Genomic DNA, 20,326 nt, shown 5'->3' with positions numbered 1-20,326 from the left:
ATTTCCCTTACACGAACTAAATGTTAGGATGTGGTCGAACTGAACACCCAGCTACTCCTAGGGGAAGATCACGTGGCTTTGAAGCGCCGCTCCATCATTCGTCGCGTCGGTGCCTCCGTCGGCGCCGCAGCACTCCTGACCGGCGTTTTGGCACCTGCCGCCAACGCGTACCCGCTGAACGAGCTCGGCCAGCCTACCCCGGAATTCCGGGCACAGGTCGAGGCCGTCCTGGACAGCGGAATCGTCCCCGAGGACGCCGCCTCCACCATCGAAGCAGCCCTCGGTTTCCTCGCTGGTGACGGCGAGCCGGGCATTGACATCCCGCAGGATGGCACCGAAATCGCACAGTTCGTGCCGCCGATGGTGGCCCAGAACTGCGCGAACGGTGTGGACAACTCCTACGGTCTGGCTACCTCCGTGCCGGGTCCGGAAGAGCTCCCGCTGTACCCGTACCCGCCGGGCGAGGGCCAGACCGGCTTCATCTTCACCGGTATCGGCACGCAGGCACTGGCAGAGAACCAGCAGACCGAAATGACGGTCCACTGGATCAATCCGCTGGAATTCTCCTACGGAAGCACCACCCTGGAAGATAACGGCCTCAACCCGGGCGGCCCGGGCACCGTCAACGGTGTCGGCGACACCGGCACGGGACTGATCTTCGCTGTCATCGAAGGCGGCATCACTGCTGCTGAAGAGGTCGGGGACGTCAACTGCCAGTACACCCCGTCCGCCGCAGTCATCCCGGTCGGTATCGACATCCCGGGCTTTGACAAGCAGCACACCGACCCGACGCGTCACTTCAACCTGTAAGTGACATGAGCCGTGTGAAGCCCCCGAAGCTGGAGGTCTTTGACCCCGCTTCTGGTGTGAACATCGACCCGAAGGGCTACCTTCGCCTGGTAGACCAGTTCAGTGAGGCTCCACACGGCCTTTTCATGGCCAGAGGCTCCGACCACCCGAACTTCGGGTACTTGGAGTCCTGGCTGTTGCCAGCTCTTGGGCTGCGAGTGAACATCTTCCACCGTCGAGCTGGCAGCGAATATGACTTCGACGTCTACATCGACGTCGCCGACATCGTGCGGGAATCATCCGGTTCAGACTGCGACACCCCGTCAGTGTGGTTCACCAGGGATCTGTACCTGGACGTGGTCGTTGCCGGAGGCACAGTCCGAGTCGAGGACGCCGATGAGCTAACTGATGCAGTCGCCGCTGGAGTCGTCTCCTCCACCGATGCCACCCACGCCATTGATCGGGCGTGGCGAGCTGTTGCGGGGATCGCTTCGCACGGCGGCGACGTTCGGGTCTGGCTCGCATCTATCGATATCCCGCTTCAGTGGCTGGATTCGGTGGAGCTGGTCGATGAGAACGCATGGCCGCATCCTGAGGTCGCAGAGCCCCACCCGGGCCTGCAGCGGTGGCGTTAAGCTACCTTGGTCCCCATGCCTAACACCCAGCTAGAACCACCTCAGTCAGTCCTGACCGGCGCGAAGCTGTGGCGATACTCGGTTCTGACGTATCTGGTGTCACTGGTGCTGACGTTCATCTCGAACATCCTCATGATCGACACGCTGCGCCAGCGAGAGATTGAATCCATGACCCAGCGAGGCTTGGAAGCCACCAGCGCCCAGGTGACCACTTCGATGTGGGTGAGCCTTGGTACGTGGTTGCTGATCCCGGCGATCGGAGCCGCGGCAACCTGGTATCTGTCCTACCGACTGCTAGACCGCTCGCCGGCTGCCCGCATGCTTCTGTCGATCCTCATGGTCGTCTTTGTGGTCATGGGCGTGATGGCAGCGTTCCGGTACCTCGGCGACGGCGCTGTAGAGACGTTCGGCGATTCGGCCGCAGGCGCCTTCTACGGGCTGGGCGTGTTGCTGTCTGTCATCGCGCCGATCATCGCTGCGGTGGCGACATTCTTCATCCACAAAGACCTCATGCCAAACGGGAAACGATTCTTCGAGACCACGTAACCTGGTCACATGAACCCGTCGCAGAACATTCTTGATCTCGTCCGCGATGCACGAAAAGTTGCTTTCTTTACCGGTGCGGGCATGTCCGCCGATTCCGGAGTCTCCACGTTCCGCGATAAGCAGACTGGGTTGTGGTCACAGGTAGACCCCCAGGCTATGGCGACCGTCGACGCTTGGCACGCTGACCCCACGAAAATCTGGCCGTGGTACTTATGGCGCCTTTCACTGGTGCGAAATGCACAGCCGCATAGCGGTCACCTCGCCATTGCGGACTGGTCCAAGTCCTTGACTGCAGCCGGCGGTTGGGGCCATGTGACAACTCAGAATATCGACGACTTGCATGAGCGGGCTGGCAGTCGGAATGTGGCTCACTTGCATGGTTCGCTCAGCGCATTTCGTTGCGACTCTTGTGGAACAGCCGCCGATGAGGAGCCGGTGCCTCCGGAAACCGAAGTCGAGTTTCTCCAGCCTCCGCGGTGCACCCACTGCGAGACCGGACTTATTCGGCCGGGTGTCGTGTGGTTCGGTGAAATGCTCCCGGCTGAACCGTGGAATCAGGCGCAGGATCACATTCTCGACGCCGATCTGGTTGTGGTGGTGGGTACCTCTGGAGTTGTTTACCCAGCTGCCGGGCTGCCGCTCGAGGCGATTCAATCTGGGATCCGGGTCATCGAGATTTCGCCCGACGATACCGACCTGACACCTCACGTCACCGAATCCTGGCGAACAACTGCCGCACAGGGATTGCCTCTCTTGGCCGCGCAAGTGTAGTCCCTGAGCTACCGACAACCTCGTCACATTCCCTGAAGAATTCACCGGCGCGCCTGGTCCGGGCACGGGAAGTTCTGGCCCTCCACCGATCTGGTGCCGTTCTTGGTGTTGCAGTGCATCTTCGCGAACGGAGTGGAACTTGGCTGTTGTCCGGGTCGCTCTGGCGTGAACAGCCTGCGGCGGTGGCATCAACTGGGCAGGGGAAGCTCTCGGGTGGGCGCCGCGTGGGTCAGCCTTCGTCGATGAGTTTGCCGCTCTTCGCTACCTGCGGATCGGTACAAGAGGACAGATCGAAGCAACACGGTCGCCGACTTCCTTTACGGAGCTTGTCGACGGTCACGTCGATACGACGCTGCCTCGTCCCCTCGTTTTTGGTTGCCCCAACCCAACGCACCCATTCCCACCTGGCCATCGGCGTAATGTCGCTCCACTGTCCGGCTATATCGGAAGCCTCATCCAAAGCGCCCTTCATGTCCTCCGGCACGACAGGTTCGGGCCAGTCCTTTGTGGGGTGGATGGTGATGTCGACGGGGGCGTCGGGAAGCGCATCGGTATCTACCGGGAGCCAGTGACCTTTCCGACCATCTGGCTCGATCACACGCTTTTCAGTAAGACCGTTGACGGTGACGTCTGCCGCGACCTGGCCCCGAGACGACAGCTGCGAGCTGGCTTCCTCAGGGAATCGGATGATCTTGCGGCCCGCAACAGTCTCAACTGGCGCCGTGAAGCGGATGTCTGTGCTCATGCTCAAACAGTAGCTCCAGCGCTACCGTGCTGGCTGCCCATGATTCGCATAATGGAGTCATGACAACGCCACAGAACATCAACAAGAACCGCCGACTGCAGCGCTCCCGCGACAACCGATGGGTCGCCGGAGTCCTCGGAGGATTCGCCGACTACTTCGGTTGGAACGCCAACGTCCTCCGCTTGCTGTTCTTCATCTCTTTCATCCTCCCAGGCTCCCAGCTGCTGCTCTACCTCATCGCCTGGATCATCATGCCGAACGAGTAGATGGCCCTACCCTCGTTGAGTGGACACCCGATTTAGCGGGCCCCGTCTCGCACGAGAGGATGTCACCATGACCGAGAAGACTCCCGGCAAACGACCCCGGAGAACCTTCAGCCCCGAGTACAAGCACGAAGCCGCCCGACTGGTCATCGACACCGGACGCACGATCGCCGGGCCTGGCCTACCAAGGCCGAGGCGCGGTTGAAGGTCGGTGACTGGATCGAGTCCCGGTACAACCGTCGGCGACTGCACTCCGCGCTTGGCTACGTTCCGCCGGTGGAGTTCGAAATGAATTTGCTCAACAAACCTGCTGCTGAGGAACCTGAGGCAGCTTAGTTACCTGTCCACGATTTGCGGGGAAGGCCATAAGCCAACGGTTTGGTGGGGCGCGATGGAGAGGACTTAAAGAGGTTAGCCCTCCGCTGCTTACACGCCGATTATCTAGTGCGACCAGCAAGCGATTCAAGATTTGTGAGCTTGAGAACCTACCGACTGCAGGCATGAAGATGCCTCCTCGACCGTTCTTGTCAAGGAGGCATTTCACGTTGTCACCGGCAGTTTTTCTACCGGATCTTGCCCTCGTTGAGGACCTGGCGGCCGATAACCATGCGGCAAACCTGGTTGGTGCCTTCGTAGATCTGAGTTATCTTCGCGTCACGCAGCATGCGCTCGACCGGGAACTCGCGGGTGTAGCCGTAGCCACCGAGGAGCTGGATAGCGTCGTCAGTAACCTGCATTGCGATGTCCGAGGCATAGCACTTGGAGGCTGCGGCCATCAGTCCGAGCTTCGAGCCGCCAGCAGCCTGTCCGCGCTCCGCGTTGGCAGCGGCGGTGTAAACCATCAGTCGTGCGGACTCGAGCTTGATGCGCATGTCGGCGAGCATGAACTGGGTGTTCTGGAAAGCAGAGATCTGCTTGCCGAACTGCTCGCGCTCCTGGACGTACTTCACAGCCTGGTCGTACGCGCCCTGAGCGATGCCGAGAGCCTGTGCGCCGATGGTCGGGCGAGTGTGGTCGAGGGTTGCCAGAGCGGTCTTGAAGCCGGTTCCCTCTTCACCGATGATGCGGTCGCCCGGGACGCGGCAGTCCTCGAAGTAGAGCTCAGCGGTCGGCGAGCCCTTGATACCCATCTTGTGCTCCAGGCCACCGACGCGGAATCCCGGGTCATCCTTGTGGACCATGAATGCGGAGATGCCGTTAGCACCCTTCTCGGCGTCGGTGACAGCCATGACGGTGTACCAGGTGGACTTGCCGCCGTTGGTGATGAAGCACTTGGAGCCGTTGATGACCCAGTCGTCGCCGTCGCGTACTGCACGGGTCTTCATGGCACCAGCGTCGGAGCCTGCACCACGCTCGGTCAGCGCGTAGGAAGCCATGGCGCCTTCGTTGAGGTCAGCGAGAACCTTGGCCTTGAGCTCATCGGAACCGGCCAGGATCAGGCCCATGGTGCCGAGCTTGTTCACGGCGGGAATCAGAGAGGATGAACCGCAGACGCGGGCAACCTCTTCGATGACGATGCAGGCGGCGACGGAGTCTGCACCCTGTCCACCGAACTCCTCAGGGACGTGGATGGCGTTGAAGCCGGAGGCGTTGAGAGCATCGAGGGCCTCCTGCGGGAAGCGCTCGTTCTCGTCAACGTCAGCTGCGTACGGGGCGATCTGCTTCTCTGCGAGATCGCGGATCACCGAGCGCAGTTCTTCGTGCTCCTCCGGGAGCTGGAAGAGGTCGAAGCCGGGGGTCAATGCCATGGTGGATTCCTCCAAAGTTCAGTCATGAACGGTTCCGCGGCGCCTGGCACCGCGCTAAATCTCCAATTGAGTATACGCATCAAAAACACTGGGCCAGTACTTATCCGAAGCTATTCTCCATTGCCGGCACCCCGGGTAGGGCACGACATTTCGCAGTGTCAGGACCGGCTAATGGCGTTGTCCCCGGCAAAGCCGACAGCCGTCCACCCTGCGGCCACCGCCACCACAATCACCGGATTGATGGCCATCAGTGCCAGGAATTCTCTCAACACAGAGGTTGCCCAGTATCCAATGGGCGTCGGGGCACCGACGACTTGCCAATCAAGGTCTCGGCTTCGGAGCATCGCGCGGACCCGAAATACGTGGAAGTCACTGGTCACTACAGTCACCGGTTCACTGCGCACTAATTCGCGTGAGAAGCCCAAGTTTTGGTCGGTAGAGGTGGATCGTCCCTCGAGCCGAACATCCTCAACACCACGCTCACGAAGCCACGCGGCCATCACTGATGCTTCGGTGGCGATCTCCCCTGCCCCAAGCCCACCGGAGACGAGGATTTCTGTCCCTTCGCCTGCAATGTCCATGGCGGTGGAGAGTCGTTGGCGAAGCACTGCTGTCGGCGTCGCGCCTCGAATTCCGCAGCCAAGGACCAGGACGGTACCTGCTGTGCGCACGTCCGATGCTCGTGTTGATCGGCGGTACGCCTCAAATGATGGGACGAGACTTCCCGGCACCGCGGCGAGAATCAAACCCGACACTGCCACCCGACGCTTCCATCCGTCCGTCCGCTCTGCTACCACTGCGGCTGCCGGCACCGCAGCTGCCAGTGCTGCTCCAATTGAAGGAATTGCCCAGGTGGGAGGCCGGTGCGTCGGGAGGCGAGGCGGTCGCATGGAGGGATTGCGCCACGCGCGCACTCCCCCAAAGCCAAGAACGGCTGCCCAGGTGAGTCCGGCGGCGGCGAGGGCAGCATAGCGACGGGAGGTCATTTGGCCGATGGTAGCCCCGCACCTACAACGGGAAGACTACGGTAGGTGACTGACGGCCCCTGAAGTCGTCGCGAGTGTCCGTGTTCAGAGCGCGTGCAGGCTCCCTGACCACCACGTGGTCTGAGGCCTCATCCGGATTCGTGGCGCTGAAGATGGTGATTTCTAGGTCTGCGTCGTCTCCGGCTCGGACGTGAGTTAACACCACATAGTCTCCATCAAAGGTCACGGAGGCGTCGGTGCTATTGCCGATGTCAAACTGCCCCTCGGTCACCTCGGCGCCGGTCTACAAAGGGACGGTCCGGAAACTGCCGTCCTTGTTCACCGTGATGAAACCAGCCGAGGTCACCCCAGTGCCGTGGATAACTGGGTCGCCATCGTTCTGTGGGAGCTCCTCGCGCAGGATCATCGTTGGGACGACGCTGGCGCAATCGAACGTCGCAGCCGCAACTGCATCCTGAGATCCATCCATCTCAGTGGATTCCGCCTCGCGCCCCGGGGCCATGGCCCGGGCTACGAGGTCATCGCCGTCGTCGGAATCCTCGCAGACAGTTAACCCGCGAGTCGAAGAACCGGTGTCAGCGTAGAAGACCTCGCGATTGATCATGGTCATGACCTTGTGGCTGGAGTCGTCGTCTACCGGCGCCTGGAACGCGAAACTTGCCGCATCATGTGATGGTGATGTCACCGCGTTCGACACGGACGCGACCCTTTCGGTGGCGATGAGACCGGTCGTTCGCCCGGCGCGGTCGAACACCAGGATTTCGTCCGCCGACGCCATCGCGAAGCCGTCTGCGTACCGCACCATTGATGGGGTCCCGATAGTGGGGAATTCTTCAGTCACCGAAGTTGAGCCGTCGTCGTAAACCATCCGCAGCCGGTTGTCCCGGCCCCGATCCACTGGATGGGCGGTGTCACTAATAAGGGTGACGTACTGCGGCTGGCTGTCCGCCCCGGGAGTGGGCCCGTCCTCTGAGAACGGCGCCATCCACAGCAACGCACCGACGAGACAGAGCACTACGGCGATGACAATTACTGTTGAGCGGCGACGTTTCATTGCCCAAACATTACGTTCCTAGGAATCTGAACGTTCCCATCTGTACCGACAAGGTGATTGATAGTGCCGCAATCGCGATGCAGACAACTACCAACGCTGCATCCCGCGTCCCAACGGTCGATTCCCTCGCCCAGGTCCGCTTCCCTGGTGCACCGAATCCCCTGGCTTCCATCGCCATCGACAATTTCGTGCCGCGTCTCAGTGCGAAGACCAGAAGCGCGAAGACTTGGCCCAGTGTTCTCTTCACTCGGCCGGTATCAGCCAGACCTCGTGCCCGACGCGCCCGTCCCAGTGCCTGCCAGTCGTCGACGAACAGGGTGAACAGCCGCACCCCAGCCACCGAGGCCAGCACAAACTTCGACGGGAGCCTTAGTACTTGAGCGAGACCATCACCGAGGTCCGTCGGATCAATGTTGGCGGTCAGCACCACCACCGGCAATCCAATGGCGAGCACGCGCAGCACGATCGCGATGGCTAATTCGATGGAGTTGTCCGTTACTCGCGCCATGAGGAAGGAGAAGTACACCTGCCCTTCCGGCCTCCCATAGAGCAACATCGAGACGCCCACTAGCGGTGCCGCGATGAACAGTGGCCATCCGCGCCGCGCTAACTGCCGCAGCCCGACTCCACACAGAGGAGCCGCAATGACCGTGCAGATCAGCGCGACTGCCGCTGACACCCGATCCACCGACACCAACAGTGGCGTGGTCAGCAGAATCAACCCAGCGATTCGGGCGACGGGGTTTGTTCCAGTGAGTAGGCCCTCACTCATGCGAGCACCTCCACCGAGTCCCCCAGCGCCGCAACCACCAGGGGGTCATGTGTCACTGAGACCACTGTCGTTCCTTCGTCCACTAGTCCACGCAGTAACCCGATGAGTTCAGTGAATGTGCGGCGATCCTGGCCGAAGGTGGGCTCGTCGAGAAGCACGATTTTCGGCGCGCTTGCGAGCACTGTCGCTACCGACAGCCTGCGCTTCTCCCCACCCGACAAAGTGAAGGGGTTCGCCTCCGCAAGGTGGTCCAGGCGAAGGCGGTGGAGCAGGTCGTCGGCACGAGTCTCATCTGCCCCAACCAACAGCTCCTTGCGCACCGTTGAGCGCACGAACTGACGCTCAGGGCTCTGGAAGACGCTCCCCACTCGCGTCGCAAGCGAGCGCGAATCCCAGGAATACGGGCTTGAAAGATCTGCTTTACGACGTCTCCCTCGCGCCCCTTCACAAATTCCTTCCGCCACGACGACTCGTCCGGACACTGGGGGCAGCAAACCTCCGAGCGTTAATGCCAGCGTCGATTTCCCGGCGCCGTTCGCACCAGTAATGCAGGTGGAGGCACCCTGCGGGATAGTGATGTTGATGCCGTCGCGGACGGACTTCCGGTATCCGACGGATAGGTCGTCTGTCTCAACCGCGACCGATGCATTCGCTGGAACGGGTACGGCCATCGGGAGCTCCGGCGCGGGACCTGGTACCCAGACCCCATCATCACGTAATCGGTCACCATAGGTGGACAGGATGGTCTCAACCGGGCCATCGGCGATAATGCCGCCATCTCCCACCACAATGATGCGGTCGACCACAGGTGCCCACGCCTCGACGCGATGCTCGACGACGAGGAGAGTCGCACCGGAGGCGTCGGCAGCGCGGACCACGGCGTCGCGAAGTTCCGGAACTGAGGCTGGGTCGATGTTCGCGGTGGGCTCGTCCAACGCAATGATCCCAGCGCCCATTGCCATGACTCCGGCGACGGCCAGTCGTTGTTTCTGCCCTCCAGAGAGTTTCTCCGTGGGGTGATCTAGCGGGACATCCAGGCCGACAGTATCTAGAGCGCGTCGTACCCGTGACCAGATCTCCTCGCGCGGCACACCGAGGTTCTCGGCACCGAAGGCCACGTCATCGCCCACTCGCGCAGAGATCACCTGACTATCCGGATCCTGCAGCACCATCCCGACGGGCCCGCCGGGCGCCTCCAAACGACCAGTGCGTTCACCGTCCTCCTCATCCCCGAGCACCCCAGCGATGGCGGCCAGCAATGTCGACTTCCCTGCTCCCGATCTACCCAGGATCAACACGCGTTCACCACGGTCGATCCTCAGTTCTACATCCTTCAATACTGGCCGGGCCCTACCCGCGTGACGCCAAGAAAACCCGCGAGCGATTACGGCACTCACACCAACTCCCGGTGCTCGCGGCCAGAGGCGAACCGATCCAGAGAACCTGTTTTCGCCAGCCCCTTCACCAGCAGCCAGCCGCCAAGACCTGCGATCACCGCACCCGACAGCAGAGTGCACGAGGCGTAGATCAGGTTGTACTCCAGGCTCTTCGCCAAGTTCGCGCTGGTGAACAGACTCAAGACCACCAGGCCCAGGCCTGCGCCCATGCCGCTGAAAATCGCACCCTTGACTCCGTACACCGCATAGCCCAGTGCCAGGAACACCAGTTCCGCACCGATGCCCTGTGCAATTCCGGCATAGAGAACCGAGATCCCCCACTGATTGCCCACCGACGCCGACACCGTCGCCGCCAATACCTCCACGAAAACCGCCGCGCCGGGCTTACGAATAATCAGCCCGCCGAGGACTCCGCCGATCAGCCATCCTCCAGAGACCAAACCTCCCAGGCCTGGCGTCACGTTGTCGAAAATCTGCAGGCCAAGGCCGCCGATGACATTCCACACCAGAAAGATCAGCCCGACAGCCACTCCCAGTACCGCTGCCGTGACGATGTCAACGACTCGCCAACGCTTATTTATCGTGCTCAATGCTGTGTGCTCCTTACGCATTGCGGAAAAGGGCACACGGGTAGCCGTATGCTTGCTCCCTTCGCCGGCATTACCCGGATCAGGTTCAACGGTCGAGAGCAATCCGTGCTCTCCTCTCAGCCCCTCATTCCAGGGGCTCCCGTGCGCTGCGGCCAAATGTACCGCACCGGGGCGCTAGTCTCTGGAGATCATGTCCAGCAGTGAAACACCGACCATCCTGTCGCGGCCGATGTGGCGTCGCACGGTCGCCGCAATCATCGCGGTCCAGGCGGCCATGCACATCTGGGTACTGACGGGGCGTTCCTTCTACTGGGACGACTTCATCATTGTCGGCGGATCTGTCGATAACCCGTGGTGGTCACCGTCTTTCTGGGCCCAGGCTCATGACGGCCACTTCGCTCCGCTGTCCTTCCTTCTCCAGCGGGGAGTCAACGCTCTTGCCCCATGGCAGTGGTGGTTGCCCGCTCTCCTAATGTTGCTGGGCTCAGTGGCGGTCACGGCCCTTCTGGCCCGGGCGGTCCGTGCCTTGGCTGGGCAAACGTGGATCGCCGTCGCTGCTGTTGGCCTTGTTGCGTGGACTCCGCTGACCTTGCCGGCCACCACTTGGTGGTCTGCGGCCGTCAACTCTCTGCCGATGCAGCTGGCACTGGCGTGGTGGGTGATCGTTGCGAACACGAGCTTCACCGTGCGGCGGGCGATCGGCGCCAACATCGCGCTCATCGTCGCCCTTGGCTTCTTCGAAAAGTCCATCGCCATCGTCCCGCTGGTCTTCGCCATCACGGTTGCCTCTGCGTATGTGCGCCGCTCCCGCTTCACATTCCGGCCACTGCTGTGGATTCCCGGCTTCGTCATCACTGTCCTGTGGACAATCCTCTACATGGTCCTTGCCTCCGGTACCGCCCGGGAGACCGCTGACACCCCGCGCATTGAGCTCTTCCGTGGTGGCCTCGAACAGGTTATGGCCGCGTTGGTTGGCGGGCCCTGGTTCTGGGAGCGTTGGGCTCCTGGACAGGCGTGGGCAAACGCCCCGTTTGGGTTGGTGGTTGTGGGAGGGGGCGTCGTAACGCTGTTTGTTCTTTTTGCCCTGGTCCGCGACCGCAGGTCGTGGCTGCCTGTCACCATCGGTCTGTCGTACCTCTTTGTGGTGCTGATTGTGATGACGGTGGTGCGATCGGGTGAACACACCGCCGACGAACTTGCGAAGACTCTTCACTACTACGCAGATTCCGCCATGGTTTTGGGACTGACTGCCGCGGTCGCGTGGACTCGTCCACTTAGTACGTGGCAGGTGACCCCAGTCCTGATGGTTCTGCTGGCGATCTCCTCTGGGGTCTCTGCCGCGGGGTATCGCGCTGCGTGGTCCGATGATGTGGTTCCGGCGTGGTTAGAAACGACAAAAAACTCGCTTCACGACGCCCCGGACAACTCCCCCATCCTCAACCAAGGCGCACCCCTAGAAGTGTTGCTGCCAATCGCCAATCCCCGGCACACCTATCACTACGTATTCAACGATGTCCGGGACCGTCCGGAATTTGGCAGGTACACCGATCGCCCGCAGATGTTCGATGTCAGCGGTGAGATTATCCCGGCGGAGGTTCTGGGAGCGGCGCGTCTGGAACCGGACGACTCCCCTGGCTGCGGCAGTCGCCTCGACATCGGGCCCGAGGGCAACGGCGTGATGGACGTAGCGATCGACGACATCATCACCATCAGCGACTGGACCGTGGAGTTTAATGCGCTGGCCTCCGAGGACATGGATGTGCGCTTGGCTTTGCCGAACCCGTTCCAAACCACGGAAGAGACCTACGACTCCTCGACGCTCGTGCCGGTCGGTACTGACCTCGAGCGCCGCTGGGTCACTGTAGGAGGTGGCGGAAACATCCTGCGTGTCGTTGTCGTTGGGGCAACGCCCGGTGAGTACCTCTGCGTTGGTGCGGGGGCAATTGGACCGCTGGTGCCAGCAAGCTGAATCCCATCAACTAGACTGCTCAGGAGATTCCTAGAAACCCTCTCATGAGCCTCGTGCTGAAGGAGTTCCCCATGCGTAACCGCCTCGTCGGACTTGCCGCCGCCACCGCCATCGCGTCTGCCGCCCTGGTCGGCTGCTCGCCTCCGAATGAGAACCCGTCGGATATCAAGATCACCGACCAGGACAACCCGATCACCACGTATGAGCAGGGTGACGCGACCGAGACCGACGCAGAAGACGGCGGCGTCGGTACCGATCAGGACGGCACCGGCGACGAGCCGATGGAGACCAACTCCTTCGAGTAGTCCCCGCCGCTCCTGTCAGCTGCTATTTCGCCCTCGGTGCCAACGCATCGAGGGCGATTTGCACTTCCACGGCGACGCCGGAGACCATCGCCTCCTCGACAACGTCGTAACGGCTGTTATGCAGGAAGTACGGGTTACCCACTTCGGGTCCGCCACCGCCGAGGAACATGTAGCAACCGGGAGCCTTCTGGGCGAAATAGGCGAAGTCGTCCGACGGCGCCCATGGGTCAGCCTGGAACACCATGTCCTCGCCCAGCACGGCAATCGCGGCATTCCACGCGCGCTGCACGGCCGGCTCTTCATTAACGACCATCGGGTACGGGATCTGCCAGTCGAACTCCGCCTGTGCACCATGGGCGGCGCACACACCGTTGACGATCTCTTCGATTCGCTCCACGATCCGGTCCCAGTCCTCATCGACCACGGACCTGACCGACACCTCCAACGAGGCGTTTTGCGGAATCACGTTGCCGGCCTTGCCTGCCTGCAGCACCCCGACGTTCACGATATTCATCGACCTGGGATCCAAGCTCCTGCTGACGATCGTATTGAGCATCAGCGTCGACTCCGCCGCGATTAACACCGGATCCACCGCTAATTGGGGATTCGACGAATGCCCTCCTCTGCCGTTGATCCTGATGTTAACGATCCCGGACTTGGTAGAGACCCGCCCGGGACAGATCCCGACATGCCCCACCGGATGCGGCGCCACATGAAACGCATAAACCTCATCGAGCGTGTCCGCCACGCCTTTGGCCACCAGTTCCCTGGCACCTCCCGGCAGCATTTCCTCCGCATGCTGGAAGATGCACAGAACCGTGCCGTGGAGCTGGTCTCGCATCCCCTGGAGAATTTTCGCGGTCTGCAGCAGCATCGCAGTATGCACGTCATGCCCGCAGGCGTGCATCACTCCGTGGTTCTCGGAGGCGAAGTCCAGACCTGTCTCTTCGGCCAGAGGTAGCGCGTCAATATCACCGCGGTAGCCGATCGTTGGGCCATCTCCGGCGCCCTCGATCACTCCAACGACACTGGTTGGGGTCGGCCGGGAACAGTTGATGCCCCATCCGGTGAGAAGGTTCTCGATGTAGTCCGCCGTTGCGAACTCCCGGAAGGACAACTCAGGATTGCGGTGTAGATGCCGACGCCAGCTAACTAGCTCCTCAGTATCAATGGGAAACGGCTGGCTCATGAGGCACTCCAGAATTCAGTCAGGACTGCCCGCAACATCCACGGGTCCAATGAACCGGTCATCTCCCTGGCCGAGTGCATCGACAGCATCGGCGCCCCAACGTCAATCGTCCGGATCCCCAGCCTCGTCGCAGTAATCGGCCCAATCGTCGAACCACACGGCTTGTGGTTCGCAGAGACAAACGTCTGCACCTCTATATCTTGGCCGGTCTTCTCCGCGGCCTGTCGGGTCCACCGGGTCCAGAGCGCCTGGCCCACCGCATCAGTTGCGTACCTCTGGTTCGCATTGATCTTCACCACTGGCCCGACGTTCAGATGTGGATGGTGTCCTGGATCGTGCTCTCCGGGGTAGTTCGGATGCACCGCGTGTGCGCCATCGGCCGACACACAGATCGACTCGCCCAACGCCCGGTGCCTCTGATCTGCGTCATGCCCCAGCGCGATACCAATGCGATCGAGGATCTCCTCGAGCATCGGCCCTGCCGCACCGGTGGCAGTAGCCGAACCGACTTCTTCGTGGTCGTTGGCGATGAGGAGTGGGATAGAGTCCAGGTGGGCGTCGTGAAGCAAGCCTTCAAAAGCCACCAGCGAGGCATGCACTGACATCAAATTGTCCAAACGCCCCGAGGCAAAGAACTCACCATTCAGCCCAAACTCCCGCGGCGGCTGGGTGTCCGCCGAAATGAGGTCCCACGCCACCGCATCCGCACCGAACGAATCACGGACGTCTCCTGCCCGGCCCAATAGCGGAGCGGTATGCCGCTGCTTGTCGAGCTTCAACCCCTCAGATGACACTGCCCTATCCAAATGAATCGCCAACTGAGGAATTCGGCCGACTGGACCGGTACGAACAAGTCGACCCTTTCCATTACCGTCAACCACGCGCCCCGCGAACTCGATCTCGCGGTCGAGCCAGGCGTTCAGCAGCACACCTCCGTAGACCTCGACCTGAGCGCGGACATAACCCACCGAGGAGTCCTGCGGATTGGGCTTTAGACGAAATCCAGGAGAGTCAGTGTGGGAGCCTACGATCCGGAAAGCTCCGGCAGGGTTCTCCGGCACAACCCACGCCGCGACCGCACCGTCGCGAACGACCACATACGCACCCGGCTCCGACGGATACGGCAGACTCTCATCGACCCTCAGCGCACCCGCATCCTCCAGCCGACGAGCGACCTTCTCCGCCGCATGGAACGAGGACGGCGAATCCTGGACGAACCCGGCCAGGTCATTCAGGTGCGGGGATGGGTCTGTGATGAAGTTCATTCACCCAAGATAACGAATTGACAACATTTCCGCAGGTTCGCGTATTGTATTGACTCATGAACAAGACCAGCACTCGATCAGCTTCAGTGTCCCTGATCGACGACAGCCAGCGCATCAGCCTCCCTGACACCGCTCTGGTTCTCGAGGGGGGCGGTATGCGCGCCGCATATACCTCCGCGTGCATCGAGCTCCTTATCCACGAGAAGCTTGATTTCGGCTGGGTAGGCGGAATCTCCGCTGGGTCATCGCTGATGGCCAATTACATGTCTCGCGACCGGATTCGCACCCGCGAGTCCTTCGTAAATCTTGGATCCGACCCCCGTTCCGGCGGCTGGGGTTCTTTTATTCGCGGCCGCGGCTACTTCGACTCGGAGTACATCTACGAGACCGCTCCCCTTCCCACTGAGCCTCTGCCGTTTCGCTGGGAGGAGTTCCTGCGGCACCCAGCCCAGTTCCGCGTCGGCGCCATCCGCGCAGACAATGGCGAGATGGTCCACTGGGGCCGCGACGATATCGGGAACATCCAGGACCTCATGCGCCGGGTCCGCGCCTCCTCGACCCTCCCCTTCTTTATGGTCCCCCCGGAGATCGACGGCGTGACCTACTTCGATGGCGCCCTCGGCCCAGCCGGCGGTGTGCCGATCGACGCAGCTGAGGCAGACGGTTTCGAGAAATTCCTCGTCATCATGACCCAGCCGCGCGACTACCGGAAGACTCCGGTGTCCCGCCCGGGTGTAATTCGCCGCGCATTCAAGAAGTACCCGGCCCTGGCTGAAGCAATCATCGCCCGCCCGGAGCGCTACAACACCACCCGCGAGCACCTGCTCGAACTGGAGAGCCAGGGCAAGGCCATGCTCTTTTTCCCCGACGAGATGCCGGTGCGCAACCGCACCCGCAACATCCAGGAGCTCCAGGCCGCCTATCAGGCCGGCGCCGCCCAGACCGCGGCAGCATGGCCGCAGTGGCGTGAGTTCCTGAAGGTGTAGCTCCACCCCGTGCGCCCCGTGCCCTGAACATCAGGTGCACGGGGCGTTTCGTTATACGACTGTGCTTTTTCACCACAGAAAACTGTGAGATTCCAATCCCACACGAGGCAGACATTGGAAGAATGGGACGTCGGAAAGCATTGGTTTTGTACCGTTTTACCCCCGCAAAACACCCCTATGATTACCCTATTCGTTCGCTAACCACCCCCACCGTGGGATTTTTGACAACTTAACTTCTCATTAAGATCACAGCTGTGTAACGTGCCCAACATCCCGGAGCTGGCTCAGCCGCTCCACGTTTCACGACTCACTGGAGATGAGATGACGTCACCTACAGAAGAACGCGGAAAGGGCCAGCGCAGCCTGCAGCTTGCGCCCCCGCGCGAGCGCAGGAAGGTCCTTACCGGCACGCTCGTCGGCACCACCATCGAGTGGTTCGACTTCTTCATTTACGCCCAGGTCGCAGCCGTCGTCCTCGGCCCGCTATTCTTCTCCGGCCTGGAGAACCAGCAGATCGTCGCCTGGGCTTCCCTGGGTGTGAGCTTCCTGTTCCGTCCGCTCGGCGCATTCATTGGCGGACACGTCGGTGACCGCTACGGCCGCAAGATGGTCTTGGTCTTCTCCCTCGTCGGCATGGGCGCAGCGACCTTCCTCATCGGCCTGCTGCCGACCTACGCCACCATCGGTGTCGCGGCTCCGCTGCTGCTTCTGCTTCTGCGTATCCTGCAGGGTGTTTCCGCAGGTGCCGAGTGGGGCGGCGCTGCTCTCATGTCTGTGGAGTCCGCACCGGATCACAAGCGCGGCTTCTACGGTTCCTTCCCGCAGCTCGGCGTTCCGCTGGGCCTGCTGCTGGCCTCCGCTGTCACCCTTACGGTGCGTGCGAGCCTCGGCGCTGAAGCCTACGAGGAATGGGGCTGGCGTATCCCGTTCATCGGCTCCATCCTCCTGGTCGGCATCGGCTACGCCATCCGCGTCGCCGTCGACGAGTCCCCGGTCTTCCGTGCCATGCAGGCAGAGGCCAAGGAAGAGACCACCCCGCTGGGCTCTCTGTTCCGCGACCACTGGCGCACCATCATCAAGGCAATCTTCATCTTCGCCGGTAACAACGCCACCGGTTACATGATCATCGCCTTCTTCACGGCGTACTCTCGTGACCAGCTCGGCCTCGACGGCAACGTCGCGCTGACCACCCAGCTCGTCGCAGCTTCCTTCTGGACCCTGTTCACGCTGCTGTCCGGAATCTGGTCTGACAAATACGGCCGAATCAAGATCTTCCTCATCGGCTTCGTGCTGCAGGCGATCTGGGTTATCGGAATGTGGCCGTTCATCGACAAGGGCGACCCGGTGTTCTACATGCTGGCCGTGGTCATCCTGACCCTGCCGCTGGCACTGACCTACGGTCCGACCTCCTCGCTCTTCGCTGAGATGTTCCCGGCCAAGGTCCGCGTCTCCGGCGCTTCGATCTCCTACGCCCTCGGCTCCATCGTCGGTGGCGCGTTCGCCCCGATGATCGCCCAGCTGATTCTCAACGAGACCGGTCAGGGCTGGCCCATCGGTATCTACCTCGCCCTGATGTGTGTCCCTGCAGTTATCTCGCTGCTGCTGTTGCCGCGCGACATCCATAAGCGTTCGCTGCTGGACTAAAGTCCCGCTAAAACGAACTCGTCAATGAGTTCATGCCTCGGCCCGCCTGATCTACCCGCTCCTAATTCGGAGCTGTAGAGCCCCAGGCGGGTCGTTCGCCATTCCGGGCCTTCATATACGGATAGTGCATGCACGAGTCCGTTCATCGGCGTCACGCCATGTGCCCGCGCCACAGTCAGGTGCGGGCGTTGGCGGTCTTCAAGCAAAAGCCTGAGCTTCCCGACGTCCCCTCCCACACCCATCCACAACGTCCGACCGGAGAAACTTCCCGCACCCCTCAGCCTCAGATCCATCGGTGGTGTGGCGGCCGCAAGTTCCCTGAGATCTTCCGCGAGGTCTTCTTCTGCTCCTCCCGGGCATTCCCCGTAGAAGGCACACGTGATGTGCCATTGGTCGGGATCCGTCCAGCGGATGGTCCGACCATGCTCGGATCTGATGGGCCGCAGGGCCGTGACTAGATGTTCAATAACCTCCTGAGGTGGCCTAATCGCCGCGAATAATCTCATGAAGACAGCGTAGCCCTGTAGTTTCACACGGCTCGGTCTCAATTGGGTAACCCCATTAACTTTCGACATGTGACGGGCAATACACTTTCCCCGTGACTTCGACTGACTTACAAACTCCGCCAGCCGATTCCAGGCTGAATGCGGAAGACCGCTCCGCTGGATTCGCGGTCTGGGCCTTCCCTGCCTTCATCCTTATCGGTGCCATCGTGGCTTTCTTTTTCCCGGCACCATTTCAGCCGCTGAGCAACTACATCACGCCGATGCTGGCCGTGATCATGTTCTGCATGGGCCTGACCCTGACTCTCCCTGACATCAAAGAGGTCGCCAAGCGTCCGTGGCCGATTGCGATCGGCGTGGTGGCTCAGTACGTCGTAATGCCTTTCGGTGCATTGCTGATCGCCAAGCTGCTCGGACTTCCTCCAGCACTTGCAGTTGGCCTGTTGATTTTGGGCTCGGTTCCCGGAGGCACCGCCTCGAACGTCATCGCCTACTTGGCCAAGGGCGATGTCGCACTGTCGGTGGCAATGACGTCCGTCTCGACGTTGATCTCCCCCTTCATGACTCCGCTCCTCATGCTCCTGCTCGCCAACGCCGACACCCCGGTCGACGGCTGGGGCATGGCTGTCACGCTCGCCCAGACCGTTCTTATCCCGGTCATCGGTGGACTGGTGGTCCGAGTGCTGTTCAACAAGTGGGTCAACTACGTGCTGCCGATCCTGCCGTGGCTGTCGATTATCGCGATTGGTGGTGTGGTGTTCCCGGCTGTCGCCAATAGCGCGGAGGTACTGGTCTCTGTTGGTTTGCTCGTGTTCGTGGCAGTCGTGCTCCACAACCTGCTTGGTTATGTGCTCGGCTACGCCGCCGCACGGGCATGCGGTTATTCTCCAGCGGTGTGTCGAACCACCTCCGTGGAGATCGCCACCCAGTCCGCGGGTCTCGCCTCGGGCATGGGCGCGAAGTTCTTCACTCCCGAAGCCGCCATCCCCGGTGCTGTAGCAGCGGTATGGCACAACATCGCCGGCGCGATCTTCGCCTGGTCCGTCCGACGCATGCCCAGCGTCAAGGCGGAGCCAATGCCCACCGGCAATTCCGAAGGCTAGAAGCCAGGCTCCTCCTTTCGGTCGTCTGAAGGCTCCGGGTCCTCACCTTGCCGGTGCCGATTGCGCTCACGCACCGACCGCGACTTCCGACGCAACCGAGCAGACACCGACACCCGACCCGGACCACTGGCCGGACCCGACGACCTCGACGACGCCTGCGCCCCCGTGCCCGCCGACACCCACTTCTCCGTGCCATCGGAAAACCGAATCACCTCAAAATGCCCATCAGTCTTCACATTATGATGCCGCTGACACAAAGCATGAAGATTCTCCGTATCCGTCGGCCCACCGGCAGCCGGATCAGCATGGTTATACGCCACCACATGATCGAGCTGGCACCGATCCGCCGACACCGCACAACCTGGGAACATGCAGGACCCATCCCGGCCCACCACAAAAGCCACCTGCGACTGGGTCGGCCGATACCCCTGAGCCGCACTATCGGAAATAAACCGGATATTATCCACCCGCTGAAGCCACCGCGCCGAGGCAGTCTCCGACAACCACCCAGTGCTGGCCGACCAGATCGGCCCACCATTGAGATGGCAGTACAAATTCAACGTCACCTCCACCTGGGTGGAACCGCGCACCAAATGCAGCAGCGCATCAACCTCAGTGCACTTCTCTTTTGCCGTGACCGCATCGATCGCGGCAGTGATCTCAGCTGCTTTATCCCGACCCATCCGCGCCTGAATAAAACCGGTGCCATGGCCATCATCGGAGATGTCAATGCGCTCGGCATCAGGCTCAACGGTTGTATCTGGTGGGCGCAGATACTCGTTGACCACCTCGATGGCCGCCTGCAGGCGTTGGTAGAGGGTGCGGGCGGAGATCATTTTCTGCCCATTAATCCGCGGCAGGATCGCGGTGAGGATCATCGGTTCAATCTCGGTGAGGATCTGCTGCGGATCCGGCAGATCATCTAGATCAGGGCCGTCGNTGCCGNCACATTCCAGGATGGGGGTGATCGCATCGGCGATGACGCGGAGGTATTCCGGTCGTAGGTGCCCGCGGTGGTTGATGACGTAGGCGAGCCTTGGCAGGGCGGCGAGCATTAAGGCGATGT

General features: G+C 61.5%; 24 protein-coding genes and 1 riboswitch. Of the genes, 12 read left to right on the top strand and 12 right to left on the bottom strand.

Going from position 1 to position 20,326, the window contains the following annotated elements; translation table 11 throughout:
* Positions 1–30 precede the first annotated feature (30 nt).
* From YWU_RS15060 to YWU_RS0103935, 4 genes are read left to right on the top strand one after another with little or no spacing between them, the layout of a single operon-like run.
* Complete coding sequence (locus YWU_RS15060; protein WP_051260011.1) at positions 31–810, top strand: Rv1157c family protein; 780 nt, start codon at positions 31–33, stop codon at positions 808–810.
* A 5-nt stretch (positions 811–815) separates the two neighbouring features.
* Positions 816–1,424 (top strand): ribonuclease FAU-1 family protein, encoded by a 609-nt coding sequence (locus YWU_RS15055; RefSeq protein ID WP_084141733.1) that lies wholly within the window; start codon positions 816–818, stop codon positions 1,422–1,424.
* A gap of 15 nt (positions 1,425–1,439) precedes the next feature.
* Positions 1,440–1,970, top strand: coding sequence for a hypothetical protein (locus tag YWU_RS0103940; protein WP_027019441.1), 531 nt, complete (start codon positions 1,440–1,442; stop codon positions 1,968–1,970).
* A gap of 9 nt (positions 1,971–1,979) precedes the next feature.
* Positions 1,980–2,741 carry an NAD-dependent deacylase gene (locus YWU_RS0103935; protein WP_027019440.1) on the top strand — a complete coding sequence of 254 codons (762 nt, stop codon included), beginning with the start codon at positions 1,980–1,982 and terminating at the stop codon, positions 2,739–2,741.
* A 229-nt stretch (positions 2,742–2,970) separates the two neighbouring features.
* Here the strand turns inward: YWU_RS0103935 and YWU_RS0103930 are convergent, their stop codons facing one another.
* Complete coding sequence (locus tag YWU_RS0103930; protein WP_034647020.1) at positions 2,971–3,486, bottom strand: YdeI/OmpD-associated family protein; 516 nt, start codon at positions 3,484–3,486, stop codon at positions 2,971–2,973.
* 59 nt (positions 3,487–3,545) lie between these two features.
* On the opposite strand from YWU_RS0103930, the gene YWU_RS0103925 reads away from it, so the two are divergent.
* The 3 genes from YWU_RS0103925 (at position 3,546) to YWU_RS18105 (ending at position 4,085) form a co-directional block, all read left to right on the top strand.
* Positions 3,546–3,752 carry a PspC domain-containing protein gene (locus YWU_RS0103925; protein ID WP_027019438.1) on the top strand — a complete coding sequence of 69 codons (207 nt, stop codon included), beginning with the start codon at positions 3,546–3,548 and terminating at the stop codon, positions 3,750–3,752.
* A 67-nt stretch (positions 3,753–3,819) separates the two neighbouring features.
* On the top strand, positions 3,820–3,954 hold the full coding sequence (locus tag YWU_RS18755) for a hypothetical protein (RefSeq protein WP_276201914.1): 135 nt from the start codon (positions 3,820–3,822) through the stop codon (positions 3,952–3,954).
* Entirely contained in the window at positions 3,951–4,085 is a 135-nt protein-coding gene (locus YWU_RS18105; RefSeq protein ID WP_156892706.1) for a hypothetical protein, read from the top strand. Before YWU_RS18755 ends, YWU_RS18105 begins: the two co-directional genes overlap by 4 nt.
* A 227-nt stretch (positions 4,086–4,312) precedes the next feature.
* On the opposite strand, the gene YWU_RS0103915 is transcribed toward YWU_RS18105, so the two are convergent.
* The 7 genes from YWU_RS0103915 to YWU_RS0103885 form a co-directional block, all read right to left on the bottom strand.
* A complete protein-coding gene (locus YWU_RS0103915) occupies positions 4,313–5,497 on the bottom strand; it encodes an acyl-CoA dehydrogenase family protein (RefSeq protein WP_027019437.1) in 1,185 nt (394 codons plus the stop codon).
* Positions 5,498–5,655: 158 nt separating this feature from the next.
* Positions 5,656–6,483: a YdcF family protein gene (locus tag YWU_RS17400; RefSeq protein WP_051260010.1), complete on the bottom strand. Its 828-nt coding sequence runs from the start codon at positions 6,481–6,483 to the stop codon at positions 5,656–5,658.
* A 22-nt stretch (positions 6,484–6,505) separates the two neighbouring features.
* Positions 6,506–6,754, bottom strand: a complete 249-nt coding sequence (locus tag YWU_RS0103905) for a hypothetical protein (RefSeq protein ID WP_027019436.1) — start codon at positions 6,752–6,754, stop codon at positions 6,506–6,508.
* Positions 6,755–6,766: 12 nt separating this feature from the next.
* Positions 6,767–7,537, bottom strand: coding sequence for a hypothetical protein (locus YWU_RS0103900; RefSeq protein WP_027019435.1), 771 nt, complete (start codon positions 7,535–7,537; stop codon positions 6,767–6,769).
* Between the two features lie 10 nt (positions 7,538–7,547).
* Complete coding sequence (locus YWU_RS0103895; protein ID WP_027019434.1) at positions 7,548–8,309, bottom strand: energy-coupling factor transporter transmembrane component T family protein; 762 nt, start codon at positions 8,307–8,309, stop codon at positions 7,548–7,550.
* On the bottom strand, positions 8,306–9,706 hold the full coding sequence (locus YWU_RS0103890; protein WP_027019433.1) for an ABC transporter ATP-binding protein: 1,401 nt from the start codon (positions 9,704–9,706) through the stop codon (positions 8,306–8,308). The genes YWU_RS0103895 and YWU_RS0103890 overlap by 4 nt, the downstream gene beginning before the upstream one ends.
* On the bottom strand, positions 9,703–10,317 hold the full coding sequence (locus YWU_RS0103885) for an ECF transporter S component (RefSeq protein ID WP_051260037.1): 615 nt from the start codon (positions 10,315–10,317) through the stop codon (positions 9,703–9,705). Before YWU_RS0103885 ends, YWU_RS0103890 begins: the two co-directional genes overlap by 4 nt.
* 18 nt (positions 10,318–10,335) lie before the next feature.
* Positions 10,336–10,449: riboswitch (TPP riboswitch) on the bottom strand.
* A 37-nt stretch (positions 10,450–10,486) separates the two neighbouring features.
* Here YWU_RS0103885 and YWU_RS15040 point away from each other — a divergent pair.
* Both YWU_RS15040 and YWU_RS15035 read left to right on the top strand, forming a co-directional pair.
* Positions 10,487–12,265 carry a hypothetical protein gene (locus YWU_RS15040; protein ID WP_051260009.1) on the top strand — a complete coding sequence of 593 codons (1,779 nt, stop codon included), beginning with the start codon at positions 10,487–10,489 and terminating at the stop codon, positions 12,263–12,265.
* A gap of 44 nt (positions 12,266–12,309) precedes the next feature.
* Complete coding sequence (locus YWU_RS15035; RefSeq protein ID WP_034647018.1) at positions 12,310–12,570, top strand: hypothetical protein; 261 nt, start codon at positions 12,310–12,312, stop codon at positions 12,568–12,570.
* A gap of 22 nt (positions 12,571–12,592) precedes the next feature.
* On the opposite strand, the gene YWU_RS0103870 is transcribed toward YWU_RS15035, so the two are convergent.
* Positions 12,593–13,759, bottom strand: a complete 1,167-nt coding sequence (locus tag YWU_RS0103870) for a M20 metallopeptidase family protein (RefSeq protein WP_027019431.1) — start codon at positions 13,757–13,759, stop codon at positions 12,593–12,595.
* Positions 13,756–15,024 carry a M18 family aminopeptidase gene (locus YWU_RS0103865; RefSeq protein WP_034647016.1) on the bottom strand — a complete coding sequence of 423 codons (1,269 nt, stop codon included), beginning with the start codon at positions 15,022–15,024 and terminating at the stop codon, positions 13,756–13,758. The genes YWU_RS0103870 and YWU_RS0103865 overlap by 4 nt, the downstream gene beginning before the upstream one ends.
* Before the next feature lie 56 nt (positions 15,025–15,080).
* Here YWU_RS0103865 and YWU_RS0103860 point away from each other — a divergent pair, with 56 nt between their 5' ends.
* Both YWU_RS0103860 and YWU_RS15030 read left to right on the top strand, forming a co-directional pair.
* On the top strand, positions 15,081–16,010 hold the full coding sequence (locus YWU_RS0103860) for a patatin-like phospholipase family protein (protein ID WP_084141730.1): 930 nt from the start codon (positions 15,081–15,083) through the stop codon (positions 16,008–16,010).
* A 321-nt stretch (positions 16,011–16,331) separates the two neighbouring features.
* The gene (locus tag YWU_RS15030; RefSeq protein WP_051260035.1) at positions 16,332–17,654 is read left to right on the top strand and encodes an MFS transporter; all 1,323 of its coding nucleotides are present in this window, start codon (positions 16,332–16,334) and stop codon (positions 17,652–17,654) included.
* On the opposite strand, the gene thpR is transcribed toward YWU_RS15030, so the two are convergent.
* The gene (gene thpR / locus YWU_RS0103850) at positions 17,651–18,160 is read right to left on the bottom strand and encodes an RNA 2',3'-cyclic phosphodiesterase (RefSeq protein WP_027019428.1); all 510 of its coding nucleotides are present in this window, start codon (positions 18,158–18,160) and stop codon (positions 17,651–17,653) included. The genes YWU_RS15030 and thpR overlap by 4 nt on opposite strands.
* Positions 18,161–18,252: 92 nt before the next feature.
* On the opposite strand from thpR, the gene YWU_RS0103845 reads away from it, so the two are divergent.
* Positions 18,253–19,260, top strand: coding sequence for a bile acid:sodium symporter family protein (locus YWU_RS0103845; protein WP_051260008.1), 1,008 nt, complete (start codon positions 18,253–18,255; stop codon positions 19,258–19,260).
* Here the strand turns inward: YWU_RS0103845 and YWU_RS18955 are convergent.
* The gene (locus tag YWU_RS18955) at positions 19,257–19,631 is read right to left on the bottom strand and encodes an HNH endonuclease signature motif containing protein (RefSeq protein WP_476695843.1); all 375 of its coding nucleotides are present in this window, start codon (positions 19,629–19,631) and stop codon (positions 19,257–19,259) included. The genes YWU_RS0103845 and YWU_RS18955 overlap by 4 nt on opposite strands.
* Positions 19,632–20,326 lie beyond the last annotated feature (695 nt).

Origin of the sequence: Corynebacterium sputi DSM 45148 (genome assembly GCF_000427865.1) — a bacterium.
GTDB lineage: Bacteria > Actinomycetota > Actinomycetes > Mycobacteriales > Mycobacteriaceae > Corynebacterium > Corynebacterium sputi.
Note: the sequence above shows the minus strand (reverse complement) of the source record. Positions and strands in the feature narration are given on the sequence as shown.

Excerpts from the sequence above, each read along its gene's own strand:
- YWU_RS15055 (WP_084141733.1), top strand. The coding sequence starts at position 816 with ATGAGCCGTGTGAAGCCCCCGAAGCTGGAGGTCTTTGACCCCGCTTCT.
- YWU_RS0103940 (WP_027019441.1), top strand. The coding sequence starts at position 1,440 with ATGCCTAACACCCAGCTAGAACCACCTCAGTCAGTCCTGACCGGCGCG.
- YWU_RS0103935 (WP_027019440.1), top strand. The coding sequence starts at position 1,980 with ATGAACCCGTCGCAGAACATTCTTGATCTCGTCCGCGATGCACGAAAA.
- YWU_RS0103930 (WP_034647020.1), bottom strand. The coding sequence starts at position 3,486 with ATGAGCACAGACATCCGCTTCACGGCGCCAGTTGAGACTGTTGCGGGC.
- YWU_RS0103925 (WP_027019438.1), top strand. The coding sequence starts at position 3,546 with ATGACAACGCCACAGAACATCAACAAGAACCGCCGACTGCAGCGCTCC.
- YWU_RS18755 (WP_276201914.1), top strand. The coding sequence starts at position 3,820 with ATGACCGAGAAGACTCCCGGCAAACGACCCCGGAGAACCTTCAGCCCC.
- YWU_RS0103915 (WP_027019437.1), bottom strand. The coding sequence starts at position 5,497 with ATGGCATTGACCCCCGGCTTCGACCTCTTCCAGCTCCCGGAGGAGCAC.
- YWU_RS17400 (WP_051260010.1), bottom strand. The coding sequence starts at position 6,483 with ATGACCTCCCGTCGCTATGCTGCCCTCGCCGCCGCCGGACTCACCTGG.
- YWU_RS0103900 (WP_027019435.1), bottom strand. The coding sequence starts at position 7,537 with ATGAAACGTCGCCGCTCAACAGTAATTGTCATCGCCGTAGTGCTCTGT.
- YWU_RS0103895 (WP_027019434.1), bottom strand. The coding sequence starts at position 8,309 with ATGAGTGAGGGCCTACTCACTGGAACAAACCCCGTCGCCCGAATCGCT.
- YWU_RS0103885 (WP_051260037.1), bottom strand. The coding sequence starts at position 10,317 with ATGCGTAAGGAGCACACAGCATTGAGCACGATAAATAAGCGTTGGCGA.
- YWU_RS15040 (WP_051260009.1), top strand. The coding sequence starts at position 10,487 with ATGTCCAGCAGTGAAACACCGACCATCCTGTCGCGGCCGATGTGGCGT.
- YWU_RS15035 (WP_034647018.1), top strand. The coding sequence starts at position 12,310 with ATGAGCCTCGTGCTGAAGGAGTTCCCCATGCGTAACCGCCTCGTCGGA.
- YWU_RS0103870 (WP_027019431.1), bottom strand. The coding sequence starts at position 13,759 with ATGAGCCAGCCGTTTCCCATTGATACTGAGGAGCTAGTTAGCTGGCGT.
- YWU_RS0103865 (WP_034647016.1), bottom strand. The coding sequence starts at position 15,024 with ATGAACTTCATCACAGACCCATCCCCGCACCTGAATGACCTGGCCGGG.
- YWU_RS0103860 (WP_084141730.1), top strand. The coding sequence starts at position 15,081 with ATGAACAAGACCAGCACTCGATCAGCTTCAGTGTCCCTGATCGACGAC.
- YWU_RS15030 (WP_051260035.1), top strand. The coding sequence starts at position 16,332 with ATGACGTCACCTACAGAAGAACGCGGAAAGGGCCAGCGCAGCCTGCAG.
- thpR (WP_027019428.1), bottom strand. The coding sequence starts at position 18,160 with ATGAGATTATTCGCGGCGATTAGGCCACCTCAGGAGGTTATTGAACAT.
- YWU_RS18955 (WP_476695843.1), bottom strand. The coding sequence starts at position 19,631 with ATGTTCCCAGGTTGTGCGGTGTCGGCGGATCGGTGCCAGCTCGATCAT.